This is a genomic window from Catenuloplanes indicus (assembly GCF_030813715.1).
Classification (GTDB): Bacteria; Actinomycetota; Actinomycetes; order Mycobacteriales; family Micromonosporaceae; genus Catenuloplanes; species Catenuloplanes indicus.
The window spans coordinates 2460856-2482818 of record NZ_JAUSUZ010000001.1; the positions used below are offsets into that span (position 1 = coordinate 2460856).

Below are 21963 nucleotides of genomic sequence, written 5' to 3' on the forward strand. Positions count from 1 at the left end.
ATGCGCGAGCTCGAACCCTTCCTGATCGACGGCGAGTGGATCCCCCCGGGCGACCGGGAGACGTGGCCGGTGATCGACCCTTCGAACGGCGAGGTGCTGACCCGCGTCGCCCAGGCCACCGACGAGGACGTGGACGCGGCCGTGGCTGCGGCCGCGCGGGCGCATGCAGACCGCCGCTGGTCCGGGTTGCCGCCGCTGGAACGCACCCGGATCCTGAGCCGGCTCGCTGACCTGATCGAGGAGAACCTGGAGGAGCTGGCCGTCCTGGAGACCCGGGACAACGGCAAGCCGATCGAGCGTTCCCGGGCCGACACCGCGTTCGCCGCCAAGGACTTCCGGCACTTCGCGGGCGCGCCCGGCCGGCTCACCGGCACGGTCGTCCCGATCGACGGCGGCGCACACCACGTCTACACCGTGCGGGAGCCGGTCGGCGTGGCCGCGCTGATCCTGCCGTGGAACTTTCCGATCATGACGGCCGCGCACAAGCTGGCCCCGGCGCTCGCGGCCGGCTGCACGGTCGTGGTCAAGCCGGCCGAGCAGACGCCGCTGACCATGCTCCGGCTGGCCGCGCTCGGCGAGCGGGCCGGGCTGCCCGCGGGCGTGCTGAACGTGCTGACCGGAGACGGCCGCACCGGCGCCGCACTGGTCGCGCACCCGGGTGTGGCGAAGGTGTCGTTCACCGGCTCGACCGAGGTGGGCCGGCGGGTGATGGTCTCGGCCGCGGCCACCACCAAGCGGCTCACGCTGGAGCTGGGCGGCAAGAGCCCGAACATCGTGTTCGCGGACGCGGACCTGGACGCCGCGACCACCACCGCCATGCGCGCGTCGTTCGGGCACTCCGGGCAGATGTGCACGGCCGGCAGCCGGCTGCTGGTGCAGCGCTCGATCCTGGACGAGATGGTGGAGCGCCTGACCGCGGCGACGCACGAGGTGCCGGTCGGCAACGGGCTGGACGGCGGGATCTCGGTCGGGCCGCTGGTCTCCGAGGAACAGCGGCAGATCGTGCTGTCCTACATCGAGAAGGGGCGTGCCGAGGGCGCCACCGTCGTCGCCGGCGGTGGCGTCCCGGACCGGCCGGGTTTCTTCGTCGAGCCGACGCTGTTCACCGGCGTCACGAACGACATGACGATCGCGCGTGAGGAGATCTTCGGACCGGTCGCCGGCGTGATCGCGTTCGAGGACGAGGAGGAGGCGCTGGCGATCGCGAACGACACCGGCTACGGCCTCGCCGCCGGCGTCTGGACGCGCGATCTGTCCCGCGCCCACCGGATGGCCTCGCGCCTGCACGCCGGCACGGTGTGGGTGAACACCTACAACATCTTCGACCCGGCGCTGTCCTTCGGCGGCGTCGGCGACTCCGGCCTCGGCCGCGACCTCGGCGACGAGGCCCTGCACGCCTTCACCGAATCGAAAGGCGTCGTCATCGCGCTGTGATCCCGGCCGTCGCTCCGCTCCTCCGGCTCGGCGCCGTTCCCGCCGAGGACAGACGAGATCCAGACGAAGTGCGTGTCCGGATCTCGCGCCTCACGTGGGTGGCGGCGTTCCCGACGGGGCGCGCCCCGCTCGTACCCGCTGGCGTTTTGATCTTGATTGGATCCAATATGAGGGCTTTGACATCCAGGGACGTGCCGTGACGCGGTTGGACCCGGCGGCGTTGCGTGCCGGGACGCCGGGGATGCGGTATGCGCGGCACTTCAACGCGGCCGGGTCGGCGCTGCCGAGCGCGGCCGTGCTGGAGACCGTGATCGAGCACCTGCGGCTCGAGGCGACGATCGGCGGGTACGAGGCGGCGGAGGTCGCGCGGGAACGGCACGAGCAGGTGTACGCGCTCGCGGCCCGGCTGGTCGGCGGCACCGCGGACGACATCGCGCTGACCGAGAGCGCGACCGTGGCCTGGCACGCCGCGATGGACGCGGTCCCGTTCGCGCCCGGCGACCGGATCCTGGCGTCCGCGTCGAGCTACGTCAGCTCCGCGATCCACCTGTTCCGGCTGCGCGAGACGTACGGCGTGATCATCGAGGTGCTGCCCTGCGCACCGGACGGCACGGTCGACCTGGAGGCACTGGAGAAGGCGCTGCGCGCACCGGTCCGGCTGGTCACGATCGCGCACGTGCCGACGTCGTCCGGGCTGGTCGAGCCGGTGGCGGAGGTGGCGGCGCTGGCGAACGCGGCCGGCGTGCCGCTGCTGCTGGACGCGGTGCAGTCGCTCGGCCAGCTGCCGGTCGACCTGGCCGCGCTGGGCGTCGATCTCGCGGTCGGCACCGGGCGGAAGTTCCTGCGCGGGCCGCGCGGCACCGGGCTGCTCTACGCGTCGCCGCGCATCCGCGAGCTGCTGCGCCCGGCCCGCCCGGACGTCCGCGGCGCGGTCTGGAGCAGCCCGGACGGCTACCGGGTGAAGGACGGCGCGCGGCGCTTCGAGACCTGGGAGACCGCGCACGCGCTGCGGCTCGGTCTGGGCACCGCGCTCCGCGAGGCGCTGGACCCGGGCGTGGACGCGATCCACTCCTACACGGCCGGGCTCGCCGGCCGCCTGAAGGACGCGCTGGCCACGGTGCCCGGCGTGACGCTGACGGACCCGCCGGCGGCCGGTGGCGCGATCGTGACGTTCGTGGTGGACCGGGAGGAACCCGCGGACACGGTACGGCGGCTGCGCGCCGCCGGCGTCCACGTCACCTCGGTGCCGGACCACCACGGCCGGTGGGATCTCGGGCGCCGCGGGCTGAGGTCAGTCGTACGCGCGTCGGTGCACGTCTACAACGACGAGTCGGACGTCTCGGCGCTGACGGCGGCACTGGGGAGATCCGGGTCCGCACCGGCGTTCGTTCCATCGGGGTCCCGCGCGGACGTGATCGTGGTCGGCGCGGGCGTGCACGGTGGCGCGGCCTCCTGGCACCTCGCCCGGCGCGGCGCCTCGGTGATCCAGCTTGAGCGGTTCGCGGACGGGCATCACCAGGGCTCGTCGCACGGACACATCCGGATGATCCGCCGCGCCTACCCGAACCCGGTCTGGGACGAGCTGGTCGACCACGCCTATCTCGCCTGGTCGGAACTGTCCGAGGCGGCCGGCGAGACGCTGCTGACCACGACCGGCGGGCTCTACGCGCGCCCGGCCGCGGACGGCACGCCCGGGCTGCGCGGGCCCGCCTGCGAGACGGTGGACGCGGCCCGGGCCGCGCAGATCTTCCCGGGGCTGCGGCTCGGCGACGAGTTCACCGCCGTGTACGACCCGGCGGCCGGCGTGCTGGACGCGGCCGCCGCCATGCGCGCGCTGCGGTCGCTGGCGGTCGCGGCCGGCGCCGACCGGCGTACCGGCGTGCGGGTCCTGGGCTGGGAGCCGGACGGCGACGGCGTCACGGTACGCACCCCGGACGGCGTGCTGCGCGCGGACCGCCTGGTCGTCGCGGCCGGGCCGTGGACCGGCGCGCTGGTGCCGTCGCTGCGGGACCTGCTGCGCGTGGTGCGGATCGTCAACATCCACGTCGGCGCGTCGGACGTGGCGCGGGTGTCCGCGCCGGCGCTCGGGCCGTTCTCCGTCGACGTGCCGGGCGTGGGGCTGCTCTACGGACTGCCCGCGTTCGACGGCGCGGCACTCAAGATCGGGCTGGACCACGGCCCGGCCGACGACCCGGATCGCCCGCAGACGCCGGTGACCGCGGCCGAGGCCGCCGAGCTGCTGGTGCTTGCTCGCCGATTCCTGCCCGCGGCCGACGGCGACGTGGTCGACTCGGTGTCATGCCGGTACACGATGGCGCCACGGAACCGGTTCGCGGTGGGCGCGCTGCCGGACGTGCCGCAGGTGCTGGTCGCGGCCGCGTGCTCCGGGCACGGCTTCAAGTTCGGCCCGGCGATCGGCGCGGCGCTGGCCGATCTCGCGCTCGGCAAGCAGCGCCCGGACCTGGACTTCCTGGCACCGGGCGCGCTCGGAACCGCGCCGTGAACGCCGGCGGTCAGCCCTTGAAGACGGTGGCGGAGCGGCGCTCGTACCAGCGGGCCAGCTGCTCGCCCGCGCTGAGCACGTGCGCCAGCATCTCCCGGCGTGCGGTCTCGGCGTCGTCCGCGGCCAATGCGGCCAGGATGCGCTCGTGCTCGGCGAAGTTGTCGTCCCGGTGACGCGGGTGCTCCTGCAGCACCAGCGCGGAGACGTTGCGCGGGAACGCCTCGTTTATCTCCTTGATCACCTTGGCCAGGCGCTCGTTGCCGGCGATCTGGTGGATGAGCGTGTGGAACCGGTCGTTCGCCGCGTGCGAGGCCGCGTTCGGCGGCGCGTCACCCGGTCGCAGCAGCTCGTTCGTGGCGCGCAGCTCCGCCAGCGAGTCGCGGGTCAGCCGGCGCACCGCGCGCTCGCAGGCCAGGCCCTCCAGCTCGGCACGCACCTCGTACGCCTCGCGCACCTCCCACGGCGCCGGCACCCGGACGACCGCGCCACGGTTCGGCACCACCTCGATCAGGCCGCCGGTCTGCAGCTGGCGCAGCGCCTCGCGGACCGGCGTGCGGCTGACGCCGAGCGTCTTGGCGAGCTCGGCCTGCCGCAGCTGCGCGCCGATCGGGATCTCGCCGGACATGATCCGCGCGCGGATGGCGGCGGCGGTCTCGTCGACGAGCGCGGTGCTGCTGGAGGAGTCGTCCATTGTGGCCTCTTCGTGAAGACAAACGCCTTCAGTCGTTTTTGGGGGCGGGGGTCGGGGCGGCAGCCGGGGCGCCCCACCATAGCAAGTCCACAGCATGAGTGGATGCGGTCTATCCCAAGTTTGGATCCAAAAACTCTATCGTCGTATCCCGGATTCTCGTATGGTCACCACACGACAGCGCACAGACAGGAGCCGCCGATGAGCGCCTGCCACACCACCTCCGACGACGGCGGACGGACCGCTCGCTCGCACCCGCTCGACCCGCCGACCGCGGACGAGATCTCGCGTGCGGTCGCGGCCGCCCGCGCGGACGGCCGGCTCGGCGACCCGGCCCGGTTCTGGGGTGCCACGCTCGACGAGGCGCACGCCCGCCGGGTGCTCGCGGGTGCGGCTACCGGGGTACGGATCGGCCTGGTCGGCATGCGGATCGACGGCGAAGGCGCCTGGGAGATCGACATCCTGCTGGGCGAGGCCGGGGACGAGGTCACGGACTGGCGCCCGATCGACCCGCGCCGCCCCGGAATCACCTCGGACGAGGCCCGGGCCGCCGCGCGCGCCTGCCGGGAGAGCCCGCTGTTCCAGGAGGTCATGGCGCGGCGCGGCATTCACGACGTGTCGCTCTGCATGATCGACGCGGAGTCGATGGGCGGTTTCGAGCCGGAGAAGTACCGGGGCCGAAGGATCACCTGGGGCACGGTCTGGCACCGCACCACCGAGGACGACAACGGCTACGCCCGGCCGGTCCAGGGCGTGGTGCCGATCATCGACATGCACACCATGGAGGTGCTGGAGGTCGAGGACCACGGGATCATCCCGGTCTCCGCCGAGGCCGGCCCGCTCACCACCGGCGGCTTCGGCCCGGACCGGCCCGGCCTGAAGACGCTGGAGGTCACGCAGCCCGACGGCCCTAGCTTCAGCGTCGACGGCTGGAAGGTCGGCTGGCAGGGCTGGACGTTCCGGGTCGGCTTCACCCACCGCGAGGGCCTGGTCCTCTACGACCTGGAGTTCCTCGGCCGGTCCGTGCTCAAACGCGCGGCCTGCAACGAGATGTACGTGCCGTACCTGGACTCGAACTCCACGCAGTACCGGAAGAACTTCTTCGACTGGGGCGAGTACGGCGCCGGCCCGCTGACCAACTCGCTCGCGCTCGGCTGCGACTGCCTCGGCGTCATCCACTACTTCGACGGCACCCACCTCGGCGGGTACGGCGACCCGGTGACGATCAAGAACGCGATCTGCATGCACGAGGAGGACGACAGCATCCTCTGGAAGCACAACGATCTGCGCCGCGGCGTCAGCGAGGTCCGCCGCTCACGCCGCCTGATCATCTCGAACTTCCAGACCGTGGCGAACTACGACTACGGCTTCTACTGGTCGCTCTACCAGGACGGCCGGATCGAGCTGGAGGTGAAGCTGACCGGCATCCTCTCCGCCTCCGGCATCAACTCCGGCGACGAGGTGCCGTACGGCCGGCAGGTCTCCGAGCTGGTCCAGGCGCCGATCCACCAGCACTACTTCGGCATCCGGCTGGACACCGCGGTCGACGGCGCGCGCAACCGGCTGGCCGAGGTGCACGCGGCGGCGGAGCCGGACCCGGCGCTCAACCCGTACGGCAACGCGGTCCGCTTCGTGCGCGAGCCGCTGACCGTGGAGACCGGGCAGCGCAACGACCCGGCGACCGCGCGGCACTGGCGGATCGAGTCGGCGGACCGGACCAACCGGTACGGCGAGCCGACCGCGTACCAGCTGCGGATACCGGACACCACGCGTAGCTTCGGCCGGCCGGACTCGGTGATGGCGACCCGCGCGCCGTTCATCCACCAGCACCTGTGGGCCACGCCGTACGCGGAGGACGAGAACTTCATCGGCGGGCAGTACCCGAACCACGCGGAGCCGGGCGAGGACGGCGTGCACGTCTGGCAGCGCCAGCAGCGCTCGATCGACGGCGTGCCGCTGGTGCTCTGGCCGGTGCTCGGCACGCACCACCTGCCGCGGCCGGAGCAGTGGCCGGTGATGCCGGTCGAGGCGATCCACCTGACGCTGGCGCCGGACGGCTTCTTCGACCGCAACCCGGCGCTCGACATCCCCGACCCGGCGGCGGCGCGCGCCTCCGAGCCGGATTCCTGCTGCTCATGACGGATGCGTTCCGGACCGGACGACCGGGTCGGCGACACATCTTGTTCACGAACCCGATACGCCACCGCAGCGGTCGGGTCGCAGGATTGGATCCAATCCCAACGGAATGAAATCCCAAATAGCCAAACTTTGATACCGATGCTTGTTTCCTGAAGGAGCCCCCACATGACGGACCTCGGCAAGCACGCAGTCTCCCGCCGGAACATACTCCGCGGCGCGGCCATTCTGGGCATGGGCGCCGGTTTCACCAGCCTGCTCGCGGCCTGTGGCATCGCCGCCGAGGAGGGCGAGAACGGCGGCAAGACCGGCGGCACGCTGACGCTGGCGATCGACGGCACCAGCGCGGTCAACGACCCGGCGTTCTACACCACGCTCGGCGACTGGATGGTCGTCGACTGCGTCTGCCGCGGCCTCACGTTCATCGACTACGAGACCACCGAGCCGAAGCCGGACATGGCGGAGAGCTGGACGGTCTCCGAGGACGCGCTGACCTACACGTTCACGCTGCGCCAGGGCATCACGTTCCACGACGGTACGACGCTCACCTCCGCGGACGTGCTGGCCAGCCTGAACCGGCAGTTCAACAAGGACGACCCGAGCCTGCCGGAGGGCGCGTCGCGGCCGCTGAACAGCCTCGGCACCAACGTCGCGTCGCTGACCGGCCCGGACGCGAGCACCGTGGTCATCGTGCTGAAGAAGCCGGACCGTACGCTGCTCGGCCGGCTCTCCGACATCGGCGCGCGGATCATCTCCAAGGCCGCGCTGGACAAGCACGGCAAGGACATCGGCAAGAACCTGGTCGGCACCGGGCCGTTCAAGCTCGTCTCGGCCACGTCCGGGCAGAACGTCACGCTGGAGGCGTTCGACGGCTGGTACAAGGGCAAGGCGCCGATCGACCGGCTGGTCATGCAGCAGGTCACCGACCCGTCCACGATCGTCAGCTCGCTGCTCTCCGGCGACATCGGCGCCACCCAGTTCACGCCGTACTCCGCACTGGACCAGCTGCGCGGCGACGCGTCGGTGACGGTCTACGACACGCCGAAGAGCTTCGACGCGTTCATGATGATGGACGTCCGCCGCATCCCCGAGCTGGAGGTGCGCCAGGCGATCAACATGGCGGTGGACCGGCAGGCACTGATCGCGCAGGCGTTCTTCGGCGCGGCCGTGCTGCCGGACGGCTACACGATCCCGCCGGGCCAGGACACGCACGACCCGAGCCTGGCCGACCTCAGCGCCACCGACGTCGAGGAGGCGAAGCGGCTGATCGCGGCTGCCGGTGCGACCGGCCGCACGGTGCGCCTGATGGCCGCGAGCGACAGCTGGCACCCGAAGGCCGCGCAGATCATCGCGCAGAACCTGACGGACATCGGGCTCAAGGTGGAGAGCGACTCGGTCGACCCGGCCGCGTACTTCAACCGGCTGCTGGACCCGGCCGACCGGTTCCACGACATCATGATCTGGGAGCGGAACGGCTACTACCCGGACGCGGACGACATGATCGGCTCGCTGGCCCGCCCGTCCGGCGTCTACGGCGACTTCATCTCCGGCTTCAAGACGCTGGACGGCGCCGCCGAGTACGCCGACAAGCTCTTCGAGGCGAAGAACATCGCGGACGTCGCCGCCCGCAAGGCCCGCTACACCGAGATCCAGCGCGAGTGGGCAGAAAAGTACATGACGCTGTCGATGCTGGTCACCGGCGCGAACCCGGTGGTCAGCGGCAAGAACGTCGAGGGCATGAACTGGAAGGCCCTCGGCAGCCACCGCTGCTACATGGAAAACGCGAGTGTCTAGTCTCGCCGCCCCGGCCCGCCTCCGCTCCGCGCTCGCGGGGCGGAGGCTCGGGCGTGGCCCGCTCGCGGCCGGCTCGTGGGTGATCGTGGTGCTGTTCGTCCTCGTCGCCACGGTCGGCCCGCTGCTGGTCGGCGCGGACCCGGCCCGCGGGACCAACGACACGCTGCTGCCGCTCGGCACGCCCGGGCACCCGCTGGGTACCGACGACCTCGGCCGCGACGAACTGGCCCGGATGGTCCACGGCGCCCGGCCGCTGCTGATGGTCGCGTTCCTCTCCACCGGCCTGGCCGCGCTGCTGGGCATCGGCGTCGGGCTGCTGGCCGGGTACGCCGGTGGGTGGATCGAGTGGGGCCTGATGCGGCTGATGGACCTGGCGCTGGCGTTCCCGTCGATGCTGCTGATCATCCTGATCGTGTCCGCGTGGCGGCCCGGCGTGGGCAGCATGGTGGTCGGCATCGCGCTCGCGCTCGCGCCCGGCCTGGCCCGGCTCGCCCGCGCGCTGGCCGCCCGCGAGGCCCGCCGCGACTACGTGCTCGCGGCCAAGCTCGGCGGCACCCGCGGCCCGCGCATCCTGGTGCAGGAGATCCTGCCGAACATCGCCGGCCCGATGCTCGCCCAGGTGGTCATGACGCTCTCCGTCGCCGCCGGGTTCGCCGCCGGTCTCTCCTACCTCGGGCTGGGCATCCAGCCCCCGACTCCGGACTGGGGATACATGGTGCAGGCCGGCCAGGAGTTCCTCTACACCGCGCCGCGGCTCGTGGTGCTGCCGGCGGCGGCGACGCTGCTGTTCGTGGTGGCCTGCAACTTCGTCGGCGACGACCTGCGCGACGCGCTCGATCCGCGGGGGTCCCGATGAGGCTGCGCGACTCCCTCCGTACCCCCTGGATGGTTCTGAAACGGCTCTCCGCGGTGCCGCTCGTGCTGCTCGTGCTGGCCACCATGGTCTTCGTCGCGATGCGCATGCTGCCCGGATCACCCGCCACGTCGCTGGCGGTCGGCGGCGGCGCCGCGAGCCAGTCCTCGGCCGAGGAGATCGCGGCGAGCGAGCAGCGGATCAACGAGGCGCTCGGCCTGAACGACTCGCTGGCCGACCAGTACACGACGTTCCTCCGCGACGTGCTCACGCTCGACCTGGGCCGGTCGTTCTTCGGCGGCAACGACGTGACCGGCCTGCTCGGCGACTCGCTGCCGGCCACGATCGAGCTGACCGTCGCCGCGATGCTGATCGCGGTGCTGATCGGCATGGTCACCGGCGTGCTCGCGGCGCTGCGCAAGGACACCTGGATCGACACCACCACCCGCACGATCGGCACGGTCAGCTTCTCGCTGCCCTGGTTCGCGCTCGGCGTGCTCTCCATCGTCGTCTTCGGCGTGTGGCTGCGCTGGCTGCCGGTCATCGGCCGGCTGCCGAACGCGCTGGACTACGACCCGTTCACCAACTTCGTGCTGCTGGACGCGATCCTGCAGGACCGGCCGGAGCTGATCTGGCCGTGGATCCGGCACCTGATCCTGCCGGCCACCACGCTGGCGCTGTCGATGGCCGGGTTCATCACCCGGATCGTGCGCGCGTCCGTGCTCGAGGTGCTCAGCGACGACTTCGTGCGGACCGCGCGGATGAAGGGCCTGTCCGGCGCCACGATCATGCGCCGGCACGTCCTGCGCAACTCGTCGCTGCCGATCGTCACCGTGCTCGGCCTGCAGTTCGGCTCGCTGCTCGGCGGCTCGGTGATCACCGAGACCGTCTTCTCCTATCCCGGCGTCGGCAACCTGCTGGTGAACGGCATCCTGCAGCGCGACTACCCGATCGTGCAGGGCGCCGCGCTCGCCATCGCGCTGCTGTTCACGCTGGTCAACGTCGTCGTGGACCTGCTCTACCTGGCACTCGACCCCCGGCTCCGGAAGGCCTGACACATGCACATCGTCCTCGTCCACGGCGCCGGCGGGACCCCGACCACCTGGTCCGAGGTCACGCCGCTGCTGGCCGCCGCCGGCCACCCGCACACGCTCGTCACCAACCCGATGACGTCCCTGGAGGACGATGTCGCGCACACCCGCGCCGTGGCCGAGGGCGTCGGCGGGCCGGTGCTGCTGGTCGGTCACTCCTACGGCGGCGCGGTGATAACCAACGTGGGCCGCTCCGACGTGGTGAAGGGACTCGTCTACGTGGCCGCGTTCGCACCGGACGAGGGCGAGACCGTGAACGGCATCGTGGAGCGCTACCCCCCGGCCGAGGTCTCCAAGTTCATGCGGCGCGGCCCGAACGGCGAGTGGAAGTCCGAACACACCGACGAGTACTGGGCCGAGATCGGCTGGGACGTGCCGGTCGAGCAGCGGGTCATCTGGGACACCGAGTCCCGGCAGAGCGACAACCGGATCTTCACCCAGCCGACCGGCGAGCCCGCGTGGCGGACCAAGCCGGCCTGGTACCTGGTCGCGGCCGAGGACAGGACGCTCAGCACGGTCGTCCAGCGGGACATGGCCGCGCGCGCGAACGCGATCACCGAGGAGGTGCCGGGCAGCCACTTCACGCCGCGCGTCCGGCCGGCCGAGGTGGTCGCGTTCATCGAGAAGGCCCTGGCCGCGCTGTGACCGCGCTGCTGGAGATCCGCGACCTGCGGGTGGAGTTCGACGTGCCGGCCGGGCGGCTGCCCGCGGTCGCCGGCATCGACCTCGACCTGCGCGCCGGTGAGCTGCTCGCGCTGGTCGGCGAGTCCGGCTCCGGCAAGTCCGCGCTCTCGATGAGCCTGGTCGGGCTGAACCGCGGGCCGGCCGCGCACATCAGCGGCGCGGTGCGCTTCGGCGGCCGGGACCTGGTGGCCGCGACCGAGAAGGAGCTGCGCGGCGTGCGCGGCAAGGACATCTCCGTGGTGTTCCAGGACGCGCTCGCCGCGCTCAACCCGACGCAGAAGGTCGGTGACCAGGTCGCCGAGATGATCCGCACGCACCGGCGGATCGGCCGCCGGGACGCCTGGAGGCGCGCGGAGGAGCTGCTCGGCGAGGTCGGCATCGCGAACCCGGCGCAGGCCGCGCGCGCCTACCCGCACCAGCTCTCCGGCGGCATGCGGCAACGCGTCATGATCGCGATCGGGCTGGCGAACGACCCGGCCGTGCTGATCGCGGACGAGCCGACCACCGCGCTGGACGTGACCATCCAGGCGCAGGTACTCAAGCTGCTCAAACGCCTCCAGGCCGAGCACGGCACGTCGATCGTGCTGATCACGCACGACCTCGGCGTGGTCGCGGAGGTCGCGGACCGGGTCGCGGTGATGTACGCGGGCCGGGTCATCGAGCAGGGCACCCGGGACGAGGTGCTGTTCGATCCGCAGCACCCGTACACGATGGCGCTGCTCGGCTCCGTCCCCCGCGTCGACGGGCCGCACGCGGACCGCCTCCCGGCGATCGCCGGCAGCCCGCTCACCGGCGTCACCCGGCCGCCCGGCTGCGCGTTCGCGCCCCGCTGCGCGTTCGCTTCGGACGGCTGCACGGATCACGTGCCAGAACTGCGGCAGCGGTACGGCGGCCCCGGTCACCTGGACCGCTGCCTGCTGGACGAGCCGGCCCGGGTGCGGGCCCGAGCCGGCTCCGATCCCGAGGTGGTGACGCCGTGACGCCGAAACCCACGCCACTGCTGGAGCTGTCCGGGCTCCGCGTCGAGTTCAACGGCTCGGCCGGCCGGAAGGTACGCGCGGTCCGGGACGTCGACCTCGCCATCTACGAGGGGGAGACGCTCGGGCTGGTCGGCGAGTCCGGCTGCGGCAAGTCCACGCTCGGCCGGGCCATGCTGCGGATCACCGAGCCGACCGCGGGCTCGATCAACTATCTCGGGCTGGACATCACCCGGCTGCGGGGCACGGTGTTCCGGCGTACCCGCGCGGATCTTCAGATGGTCTTCCAGGACCCGTTCGGGTCGCTCAACCCGCGCCGGACCATCGCGGACATCGTGGCCGAGCCGATGCTGCGGGCCCGCGGCATGGACCGCGCCTCCGCGCGGCAGGCCGTGGACGCGCTGCTGGAGCAGGTCGGCCTGGGCCGGGAGGCGGGCGCGCGGCGGCCGCACGAGTTCTCCGGCGGGCAGCGGCAGCGGATCGGGATCGCCCGCGCGCTGGCGCCGTCACCGCGGTTCGTGGTCGCGGACGAGCCGGTCTCCGCGCTGGACGTGTCCATCCAGGCCCAGGTGATCAACCTACTCACCGACCTGATCCGCGAGCGCGGCCTGACGATGCTGTTCATCTCGCACGACCTGGGCGTGGTCCGGCACATCGCGGACCGGATCGCGGTCATGTACCTCGGGCAGATCATCGAGATCGCGTCCAGGGACGACTTCTTCGCCGGGCCGGCCCACCCGTACGGCGAGGCGCTGCTGTCGTCCGTGCCGTCGCTCGGCTCGACCGCTCGCGAGCGGATCGAGCTGGCCGGTGAGCTGCCCGATCCCGCCGATCCGCCGCCGGGGTGCACGTTCCACACCCGCTGCCGGTACGCGATCGACCGCTGCACGACCGAGGCGCCCGAGCTGCGTGAGATCGCGCCCGGTCGGCAGGTCCGCTGCCACCTCCCGCTCGTCGCCCTGTCCACCGCGCCGCCGCCGTCCCCGGCCGCGCCCGTCTCGAAAGGCTCCATCGCATGATCATTGACGCGTACAACACCACGCAGGACGTTCGCGGGCGCTCCGACTACCTGACCGGCGCGCGAAAGGGGCAGGCGCCGCCGCCGTACACGCCGTTCGACCCGCGCCGGATCCTGGACCGGATGGACGCCGCGGGCGTGGACCTGGCCATGGTCTGCTCGCTCGCCCAGCGGATCGAGAACGACTTCATCGCCGGACTGGTCAAGGCGCACCCGGACCGGCTCTTCGGCTTCGGCCAGGTGATGCCGCAGGCGGACGACGCGCTGGACGAGATCGCCCGCATGCGCGACCTCGGCATCGTCGGCCTGAAGCTGCACCCGTCGCTGCACGGCTACCACGTCGCGGACCACGGCCTGCTCGACCCGGTCTTCGAGCGGTGCGCCGAGCTGGGCATGCCGATCCTGATCAACGCGCTGGACGACGCGTTCTGTGCACCGCTGGCGATCGAGGAGATCGCCAAGGACCACCCGGACGTGCCGACGATCATCGCGCACATGGGCGCGGTCTGGAACGTGCCCGAGGCGATCATCGTGGCCGAGCGGAACCCGCACATCTACCTGGAGACCTCGGCGACGCTGATAGCGGACGTCAAGCGCGCGTACGCCCGGCTCGGCCCGGACCAGATCCTGCTCGGCAGCGAGTGGCCGGGATCCGACTTCGACCTGGAACGCATGAAGATCGCCAAGGCCGTGCCGGACGAGGCGGACCGCGCGAAGGTCGAGGGCGGCAACATGGCTCGGATCCTGGGCCTGTGACCGTCCTCGTCACGCCGCCCGCGGCCATGTCCGGTCCGGATGCCGAGCTCCTGGAGAAAGCCCAGGAGCTGCTGGAACGCGTCTGGGTGGACGGGCGGCACGAGGTGGCGACCGCGCTCCGGGTCGCGTCCGGCGAGGTCTTCACCGGCGTGCACCTGGAGGGGTCCTGTCGGCGCAGCTCGATCTGCGCGGAGGGGATCGCGCTCGGTGCCGCGCGCACGGCCGGGGTGTCGCTGGCCGGCGTGCAGGCCGTGGTGTCCGTGCAGATCAAGCCGGCCGGCCGGTTCCGGATCATCGCGCCGTGCGGCGTGTGCCGCGAGCTGATCAGCGACTACGCGCCGTCGGCCGTCATCTGGCTGACGTCCCCGGACGACGACGCCATCGTCTCGTACCGCGCGCTGGATCTGCTGCCCTCGAAGTCCCGACGAAAGTGGTGACGAACCCATGACTGACAACCTCGGCGGTACGGGTCAGCCGGTGCGCTGGGACACGCTGACCTGGCCGGAGTCCGGCGCGCTCGCGTCCGAGACGAACGCGGTGATCATCCCGGTCGGCGCGATCGAGCAGCACGGGCCGCACCTGCCGCTCAACGTCGACTCGGTGATCTGCGAGGAGGTCGCGCTCGGCGTCTCCGCACTGACCGGCGTCCCGGTGGTGCCCACGCTGAACTACGGCGTGTCCGGCTCGCACGGCGACTTCGCCGGCACGCTCGCGCTGCGCCCGGAGACGCTGATCGCCCTGGTCGAGGACGTGATCGACTCGCTGCACGCGAGCGGCATCCGGCAGTTCGTCCTGCTCAACGGCCACATCTGGAACAGCGGCTCGCTGGACGTCTCCGCCGAGAAGCTGCGCGTGCGGCACCGGGACTCGCGGGTGCGCTCGATCGCGTACGTGACCATGTATCCCGGGCCGGAGGTGAACGGCCGGGTCCAGTACGGCCGCGGCCTGATGCACGCGAACTTCTTCGAGACGTCCGTGATGCTGCACCTGCGCCCCGACCTGGTACGCATGGACCGGGCCACCTCGCACATCGACGTCGACTCGTTCTGGGACTACCGGATGGACCAGGTCAGCGACACCGGCGTCTGGGGCCGCGACGTGGCCGAGGCCTCCGCCGGCCACGGCAGGTCCGAGTTCGAGCGCTGCGTCCGCACCACGGCTCGCGCGATCTCCGCCGCGGTCCGCGAGCCCTGGCCGTCCTCGGCCCACCGCCCCTCGCTCTGAAAGGGATCTTCATGGAGATCTACGACATCACGCTGCCGATCCACCCGGAGATGCTGCACTGGGGCCGCAAGCCCGAGGTGGAGATCGTCGAGTCACTGGCCAACGGCGACGCGTCGAACGTGACCCGCTGGCGGCTCGGCGCGCACACCGGCACGCACGTGGACGCGCCCGCGCACTTCGTCGACGGCGCCACCCCGGTCGACAAGCTCGACCTGCACGCGCTGATCGGTCCCGCGCTGGTCGTCGACGCGACCGCGGTCACCGGCGACATCTCGATCGACGACCTCGCCGCCGCCGGCGTGGCCGGCCACCAGCGGGTACTGCTCAAGACGTCCAACTCGGCCGGCGCGCTGAAGCTCCCGGACCGCGCGGAGAGCTGGGTCGGCCTCTCCCCCGAGGCCGCGCGGTGGCTGATCGGCCAGGGTGTGCAGCTGATCGGCATCGACTACCTGACGATCGAGAGTCACACCCGCACCGACACCTGGGACGCCCACCACGTCCTGCTCGGCGCCGGCCTGATCATTCTGGAGAACGCGGACCTCGACGCCGTCCCACCCGGCGAGTACGAGCTCGTCGCCCTCCCCGCCAAGCTGGTCGACGCCGACGGCTCCTTCACCCGCGCCGTCCTGATCAAGCGAGACGCCTGATGCCCCCGGCCGCCCCCGCCGTTCCGCACCCCGACCCCGCCGGTACGCCGAGCACACCCGCCACCGGCGGCAGCCCGGAGTTCCGCGGCGTGGCGGTCGCGGCGCCGCATCCGGCCGCGATCGAGGCCGCGCGTGCGGTCGTCGCGGCCGGCGGCAACGCGTTCGACGCGGCGCTCGCGGCCGCGGCGGCGCTGACCGTGGCGTACCCGCACCAGTGCTCGGCCGGCGGCGACCTGGTCGCCATCGTGCGCCCGGCCGGCGGCGACGCGCAGGCCGTGCTGTCGATCGGCGCGGCCGCCGCGGCCGTGGACGTGGACGCGCTGCGCGCGGCCGGCGAGCGCATGCCGTTCGGCGGACCGCAGACGGTGACCGTGCCCGGCGTGGTCGCGGGCTGGGCCTCGATCGCCGCACTCGGCGCGTCACTGCCGCTCGCCGCGCTGCTGGAGCCCGCGGTCACGCTGGCCGATGGCGGCGTGCCGGTCAGTCCCGGCCTGCACCGGGCGATTCTCGGCCGGCTCGACGGGGTGCGAGCCGACCCCGGCCTGTCCGCGCTGCTGCTGGACCCGGAGACCGGCGAGCCGGTCACCGTGCTGGTCCAGCCCGCGCTGGCCCGGACGCTGCGCCAGATCGGCGCGAACTGGCGCTCCTTCTACCGGGGACACCTCGCACACCGCCTCGCGGACGGGCTGGCCGCGCTCGGCAGCCCGCTCACCGCCGCCGACCTCGCCGCCCACCGGGCCGAGGTGACCACGCCGCTCACCAGCACGATCGGCGACGTGACCTGGTCCGCCGCTCCCCCACCGGTCCAGGGCCCCACCTTCCTCGCCATCGCCGGCTCAGCGGTCACCGACGCTTCCGGCATCGCGCTGCTCACCGATGCGCGGCGGGCGCAGCTGGCGCGGGACGCGCTACTCGGGGATCCGCGGACGGGGCCGATCGATCTCGACGGACTGCTGCTGCGCACCGGGGAGTCGTTCGCCGGGGCGGACGGCGGGCCGAAGCCGGCCGGGGACACGGTCGCGGTCACCGCGGTCGACGTGGACGGGAACGCGGTCACGCTGATCCAGAGCGTGTTCCAGAGCTTCGGCTCCGGGCTGCTCGAACCCGGCACCGGCCTGGTGCTGCACAACCGGGGCTCGTCGTTCAGCCTGGACCCGGCGCACCCGGCCCGGATCGCGCCGGGTGCCCGGCCGCCGCACACGCTCTGCCCGACGCTCGCCACCACCCCGCACGGCGACGTCGCGGCGCTCGGCTGCCAGGGCGGCCGGTCCCAGGCCTGGATCCTGGCCCAGGTCGCCCCGGCCGTGCTGGACGCCACCGATCTGGCCGGCCTGCTCGCCCGCCCCCGCTGGATCATCGGCGCCCGGGAGATCGGCCGCGAGGTGCCGACGCTGCTGCTGGAGCCCGGTACGCCCGGCGCGGACGCGCTCACCCGTACCGCCGAGGGCCTTGATCTGGTCGTCGACACCACGGCCGGGCCGCACGACGACGCCGGGCACATCCAGGTCGCCCGGCTCGCCGGCGACACGCTCGCGGCCGCGAGCGACCCCCGGGCGGACGGACTGGCCGCGGTCGTCTGATGGACGCCCGCATCATGCCCCGCACCGCAGGGCCGCGCCGCGCCGCCGACCCCAGCGGCCGGCCCCGCGGCGCGGCCCACTCGCCACATCGCATCTCCCCTGCTCATCGCACCGTTCCCCGCCGCCTTTGCTCTGCTTACCGGTAGGAGGCACACCCGTCGGGCCGCGCGGACAGCGACCCGCTGAATGCCGAGATTCCGGGCGCGTAGCGCCCGGCCGCAAACCTGCCGCAGCTCGGCCGCCGCGCAGGTAAGCAGAGCAAAGGCGCGGGGGAACGAAACGGATCGGAGCGATCGCATGATCAGCTTGGTGATCGTCGGGGACGTGCTGACGATGGATCCGGCCCGGCCGCGGGCCGGGGCGGTGGCGGTCGTGGACGGGGTGGTCGCGGCGACCGGAGAGGTGGACGAGGTGCGGCGGGCGGTGCCGGGCGGGACCCGGGAGATCCGGGTGTCCGGCACCGTGGTGCCCGGCTTCGTGGACAGTCACGTGCATCTGCTCTGGGCCGGCCGCCGCGCCGCGCGCGTGTCGCTGACCGGCGCCACCTCGATCGCGGAGATCCAGCGGCGGATCCGGGCGCACGCGGCCGCGCACCCGGGCGACGGCTGGATCGAGGCGGACGACGACCTGGACCCGTGGGATCTCGCCGAGAACCGGCTGCCGACCGCGGCCGAGCTGGAGGACGCCGCGCCCGGCCGGGGCGTGCTGCTGGACCGGCGCGGGCACGACGCGCTGGCCGGTACGACCGCGCTGCGGCGGGCCGGGATCACCGCGGCCACGCCGGACCCGCCCGGCGGGCGTATCGACCGGGACGCGCGCGGCGACGCGACCGGCCTGCTGGTCGAGCATCCCGCGGTGGCGCTGGTCCGCGCCGTGCTCCCGCCGCCGTCCGGCGCGGACCGGCGCGCGTGGATCGAGGCGGGACAGCGCGAACTGCTCGCGCACGGGATCACCACCGCGATGGATCCGGCCGTGGCCGTGCCGGAGCTGGCCGCCTACGCGGACGCGGCCCGGGACGGCGCGCTGCGGCTGCGGGTGACCGCGATGCCGCTCGGCACGGAGACCACCGGCTTCGCCGCGCTGGACCGGGCCGTGACGGACTGCGGCCTGGAGCGCGCGGACCCGCGCATGCTGCGCCGCGGCCCCACCAAGCTGTTCCTGGACGGTGGCGGTTCGCTCGGCACCGCGCTGCTGTCCGCGCCGTGGCCGGGGACCGGCGGCTACCACGGCAACCAGACGCTGAGCCGGGACGTGCTGCTCGCGCACTGCCGGGACGCCGCGCGGGCGGGCCGGGGCGCCGGCGTGCACGCGGTCGGCGACGCCGCGATCGACCTGGTGCTGGACGTGCTGTCCGAGGTGGACGCGGAGACGCCGGTCGCCGGCCTCGGCTTCCACCTGATCCACGCCTACCTCGGCCCCGGCGCGGACGCGATGCGACACGCCGAGGCGCTGGGCGTACGGGTGTCCGCGCACCCGGCGCTGCAGTGGGACTTCGGCGCCGGGCTGATCGACCGGCTCGGCGAGGAGCGCGCGGCCGCCGCGAACCCGCTGCGGGCCTGGCTGGACGCGGGCGTCGAGGTCGGCGGCGGCTCGGACGGTCCCGGGCCGCCGATGGCGCCGCTGCACGGCATGTGGCAGGCGCGCACCCGCCGGGTGCGCGGCCGGGCGGAACCGCTCGGCCCGCAGCACGCGGTCACCGCGACCGAGGCGCTGGCGCTGTTCACCACGGGCGCGGCCGCGATCACCGGCGGGCCCGGCACCGGCCGGCTGCGGCCGGGCGATCCGGCCGACCTGGCGGTCCTGGACGGCGATCCGCTCGCCACCGACCCGGACGCGCTGCGCGACATCCGGGTGACCGCGACGATCGTCGGAGGTGCGGTGGTGTCCGGCGATGCGGGCGAGGCCGCGGACGGCGTACCGTGGCGGGATTTTGATCGTGATGGGTGAGGATGGGGTGCGATGGGGCTGATGGAAGCGGCGCTGCTGCTGGTGGCCGGTCTGGCGGCCGGGATCGTGAACGCGATCGCCGGTGGTGGCTCACTGATCACGTTCCCGAGCATGCTGGCGATCGGGATCCCGCCGGTGTCCGCGAACGTGAGCAACGCGCTGTCGGTCGCGCCCGGCTATGCGTCCAGCGTGGTCGGCAGCCGCGCGGACCTGAGGGGGCAGGGCCGCCGGGTCCTCCGGGTGGTGCCGACCGCGCTGGCCGGTGCCGCCTGCGGGTGTGTGCTGCTGCTGAGCACGCCGCGGGACCTGTTCGACTACGTGGTGCCGTTCCTGGTGCTGGGCGCCACGATGACGCTGGCGTTCCAGGCGCGGCTGCGGGCGCTGGTCGGGCATCCGCGCGAGGTGCCGCCGCGGCGGGGCGTGGTCATGCTGCACGTCGCGGTGTTCCTGTGCGCGCTGTACGGCGGCTACTTCAACGCCGCGCTGGGCGTGCTGCTGGTGGCCGGCCTGGCGCTGGTGCTGGACGAGACGCTGGCCCGGGTGAGCGCGCTGAAGAACCTGCTCTCCGCCGTGGTCGGCGTGGTGACCGTGCTGGTCTACAGCATCTTCGGCCCGGTCGACTGGCTAGCGGTCGCGGTGGTCGCCCCGGCCACGGTGATCGGCGGCTACCTGGGGGCGCGGGTGGCCCGCCGGCTGCCCGCGACGGTCCTCCGCGTGGTGATCGTGACGTTCGGGACCGCGGTGGGTCTCTGGCTGCTGATCCGCGCGCTGTTCCTGGGCTGAGACGCGCGCGCGGCGGAACTCCTGCGGGCTGACCCGGTGCAGGCGCTTGAACGCGGCGCTGAACGCGTACGGCGTCGCGTAGCCGACCCGGCGTGCCACGGACGCGACCGTGGCACCCGGCTCGCGCAGCAGGTCGGCACCGACGGACAGCCGCCAGTTGGTCAGGAACGTCACCGGTGGCTCGCCGACCAGCTCGTGGAAGCGCCGGGCGAACGCGGCCCGGGACAGGCCGGTCTCCGCGCCGAGCCGGGCGACCGTCCACGGCGCGGCCGGGTTCTCCTGCATCAGCCGCATGGCGCGGGCGATCGCGGGGTCGGCGTAGGACCGGTACCAGCCGTGCTCGTGCCCGTCGGCGAGCCACCGGCGCAACACCGCGATCAGGATCAGGTCCAGCAGCCGTTCCAGCATCGCGTCCTGACCGGGCAGGTCCAGCGCGATCTGCGCGGCCAGCAGGTCGACGAGCGCGGCCGGGACGTCGCCGCGGGACGCGGTGATCAGCGACGGCAGGCCGGCCAGCAGGCGCTGCCCGACCATGGTCTGCGACTCGTACGTGCCGTTGAGCATCAGCGTGCCGCCGTCGATCGCGTTTCCCCAGGTCCGAACGCCCACGTCGCTCATCGGTGGGCCGTCCGCCAGGTTCACGCACACCTGACCCGGCCGGATCAGCACCTGCGGCGTGGTGGTGGGACCGTCCGCCACGGTGTAGCGCTGCGGCCCCTTGACCACGGCGATGTCACCGGCCCGCAGCAGCACCGGCTCGCGCTCGTCCGGCCGCAGCAGCGCCTGACCCCGGACCGGCACGATCACGGTGAGCGGCGCCTCGTCCTCGATTCGCATCGCCCACGGCGGGTCGAGTGAGGATCGCAGGATGAACGCGCCGCGCGCGTTCGGGCCGCGGAGCGCCAGGGAAAGCGGATCCATCTCGCCACCGTAGACGATTGCGTATGCAAAGACGACTTTGAGCGATTCTCTGTCGATGAGAGAACCGGTTTGCTGGACGCATGACAGTTTTCGTCACAGGTGGGACCGGCAAGACCGGTCGTCGGGTCGTGGCACGTCTCGCCGAGCGGGGCGTCGAGGTGCGGGCCGGGTCGCGCCGTTCCGCCGTCCCGTTCGACTGGGCCGACGCCAGTACGTGGGCGGCCGCGCTGGCCGGGGCGTCGCTGGCCTATGTGGCCTACGCGCCCGACCTCGCCGTGCCGCAGGCACCACGGCAGATCGCGGACTTCACCCGGACCGCGCTGGACGCCGGCGTGCAACGGTTCGTGCTGCTCTCCGGTCGTGGCGAGCCGGAGGCGGAGGAGGCCGAGCAGGCCCTGCTCACGCTCGCGCCGGCGTCGACCGTGCTGCGGGCCGCCTGGTTGATCCAGAACTTCACCGAGGGCGCGTTCGCGGAGCCGCTGCGGGCCGGCGAGCTGGCGCTGCCGGTCGGCCCGGCGGTGGTGGAACCGTTCGTGGACGCGGCCGACGTGGCCGAGGCGGCGGTCGCGGTGCTGACCGGGACCGGCCACGAGGGGCGCGTGTACGAGCTGACCGGCCCGCGGCCGCTGACGTTCGCCGAGGCGGTCGCGGAGATCGGCGGGAGCGGCTTCCGGAGCGTGCCGATGGCCGGCTTCGAGGCGGGGCTGCGGGCGGCGGGCGAGCCGGAGGAGGCGATCGCGCTGCTGCGATACCTGTTCGGCACGCTCTTCGACGGCCGCAACGCCGCGGTCGGCGACGGCGTGCGGACGCTGCTCGGCCGCGCGCCACGCGACATCCGGGAGCGTTCATTCGTCAACTGAAATCCATCTTCCCGACATGATCGCGATGTGTGAGGATGCGTCCACTGTCGAACGCGATCATGGGGGA

The 21963-nt window shown here is 72.9% G+C and carries 18 protein-coding genes and 1 pseudogene; 17 read left to right on the forward strand and 2 right to left on the reverse strand.

All coding sequences use genetic code 11. The annotated features are described in order from the left end of the window. Positions 1-1434 carry an aldehyde dehydrogenase family protein gene (locus J2S42_RS11075; protein ID WP_307238235.1) on the forward strand — a complete coding sequence of 478 codons (1434 nt, stop codon included), beginning with the start codon at positions 1-3 and terminating at the stop codon, positions 1432-1434. A 196-nt stretch (positions 1435-1630) separates the two neighbouring features. Beyond that, positions 1631-3937, forward strand: coding sequence for an N-methyl-L-tryptophan oxidase (gene solA / locus J2S42_RS11080; protein WP_307238238.1), 2307 nt, complete (start codon positions 1631-1633; stop codon positions 3935-3937). 10 nt (positions 3938-3947) lie between these two features. Here the strand turns inward: solA and J2S42_RS11085 are convergent, their stop codons facing one another. Then, positions 3948-4628, reverse strand: coding sequence for a GntR family transcriptional regulator (locus J2S42_RS11085; RefSeq protein WP_307238240.1), 681 nt, complete (start codon positions 4626-4628; stop codon positions 3948-3950). Positions 4629-4826: 198 nt separating this feature from the next. Here J2S42_RS11085 and J2S42_RS11090 point away from each other — a divergent pair, with 198 nt between their 5' ends. The 14 genes from J2S42_RS11090 (at position 4827) to J2S42_RS11155 (ending at position 20115) form a co-directional block, all read left to right on the forward strand. Next, complete coding sequence (locus J2S42_RS11090) at positions 4827-6764, forward strand: primary-amine oxidase (protein ID WP_307238243.1); 1938 nt, start codon at positions 4827-4829, stop codon at positions 6762-6764. A gap of 165 nt (positions 6765-6929) precedes the next feature. Beyond that, positions 6930-8555: an ABC transporter substrate-binding protein gene (locus tag J2S42_RS11095; protein ID WP_307238245.1), complete on the forward strand. Its 1626-nt coding sequence runs from the start codon at positions 6930-6932 to the stop codon at positions 8553-8555. Continuing rightward, the gene (locus J2S42_RS11100; RefSeq protein ID WP_307238247.1) at positions 8548-9411 is read left to right on the forward strand and encodes an ABC transporter permease; all 864 of its coding nucleotides are present in this window, start codon (positions 8548-8550) and stop codon (positions 9409-9411) included. The genes J2S42_RS11095 and J2S42_RS11100 overlap by 8 nt, the downstream gene beginning before the upstream one ends. After that, complete coding sequence (locus J2S42_RS11105; protein ID WP_307238249.1) at positions 9408-10463, forward strand: ABC transporter permease; 1056 nt, start codon at positions 9408-9410, stop codon at positions 10461-10463. Before J2S42_RS11100 ends, J2S42_RS11105 begins: the two co-directional genes overlap by 4 nt. 3 nt (positions 10464-10466) lie before the next feature. After that, positions 10467-11144 carry an alpha/beta fold hydrolase gene (locus J2S42_RS11110; protein WP_307238251.1) on the forward strand — a complete coding sequence of 226 codons (678 nt, stop codon included), beginning with the start codon at positions 10467-10469 and terminating at the stop codon, positions 11142-11144. Next, the gene (locus J2S42_RS11115; RefSeq protein ID WP_307238253.1) at positions 11141-12163 is read left to right on the forward strand and encodes an ABC transporter ATP-binding protein; all 1023 of its coding nucleotides are present in this window, start codon (positions 11141-11143) and stop codon (positions 12161-12163) included. The genes J2S42_RS11110 and J2S42_RS11115 overlap by 4 nt, the downstream gene beginning before the upstream one ends. Beyond that, a complete protein-coding gene (locus tag J2S42_RS11120) occupies positions 12160-13179 on the forward strand; it encodes an ABC transporter ATP-binding protein (protein WP_307238255.1) in 1020 nt (339 codons plus the stop codon). Before J2S42_RS11115 ends, J2S42_RS11120 begins: the two co-directional genes overlap by 4 nt. After that, positions 13176-13934, forward strand: coding sequence for an amidohydrolase family protein (locus J2S42_RS11125; protein ID WP_307238256.1), 759 nt, complete (start codon positions 13176-13178; stop codon positions 13932-13934). Before J2S42_RS11120 ends, J2S42_RS11125 begins: the two co-directional genes overlap by 4 nt. After that, positions 13931-14371, forward strand: coding sequence for a cytidine/deoxycytidylate deaminase family protein (locus J2S42_RS11130; protein WP_307238258.1), 441 nt, complete (start codon positions 13931-13933; stop codon positions 14369-14371). The genes J2S42_RS11125 and J2S42_RS11130 overlap by 4 nt, the downstream gene beginning before the upstream one ends. A gap of 7 nt (positions 14372-14378) precedes the next feature. Then, positions 14379-15158, forward strand: a complete 780-nt coding sequence (locus J2S42_RS11135) for a creatininase family protein (protein ID WP_307238259.1) — start codon at positions 14379-14381, stop codon at positions 15156-15158. An 11-nt stretch (positions 15159-15169) separates the two neighbouring features. Continuing rightward, positions 15170-15805 (forward strand): cyclase family protein, encoded by a 636-nt coding sequence (locus tag J2S42_RS11140; RefSeq protein WP_307238261.1) that lies wholly within the window; start codon positions 15170-15172, stop codon positions 15803-15805. Continuing rightward, positions 15805-17385 carry a gamma-glutamyltransferase gene (locus J2S42_RS11145; RefSeq protein WP_307238263.1) on the forward strand — a complete coding sequence of 527 codons (1581 nt, stop codon included), beginning with the start codon at positions 15805-15807 and terminating at the stop codon, positions 17383-17385. The genes J2S42_RS11140 and J2S42_RS11145 overlap by 1 nt, the downstream gene beginning before the upstream one ends. Positions 17386-17682: 297 nt before the next feature. Beyond that, complete coding sequence (locus tag J2S42_RS11150) at positions 17683-19332, forward strand: amidohydrolase (RefSeq protein ID WP_307238265.1); 1650 nt, start codon at positions 17683-17685, stop codon at positions 19330-19332. A 12-nt stretch (positions 19333-19344) separates the two neighbouring features. Continuing rightward, positions 19345-20115, forward strand: a complete 771-nt coding sequence (locus J2S42_RS11155) for a sulfite exporter TauE/SafE family protein (RefSeq protein ID WP_307238267.1) — start codon at positions 19345-19347, stop codon at positions 20113-20115. Between the two features lie 6 nt (positions 20116-20121). Here J2S42_RS11155 and J2S42_RS11160 read toward each other — a convergent pair. Continuing rightward, positions 20122-21036 (reverse strand): annotated as a pseudogene (locus J2S42_RS11160) (AraC family transcriptional regulator); the annotation flags it as partial. Between the two features lie 80 nt (positions 21037-21116). Between J2S42_RS11160 and J2S42_RS11165 the strand changes: the two are divergent. Next, on the forward strand, positions 21117-21896 hold the full coding sequence (locus J2S42_RS11165) for an NAD-dependent epimerase/dehydratase family protein (RefSeq protein ID WP_307238269.1): 780 nt from the start codon (positions 21117-21119) through the stop codon (positions 21894-21896). Positions 21897-21963: the final 67 nt, after the last annotated feature.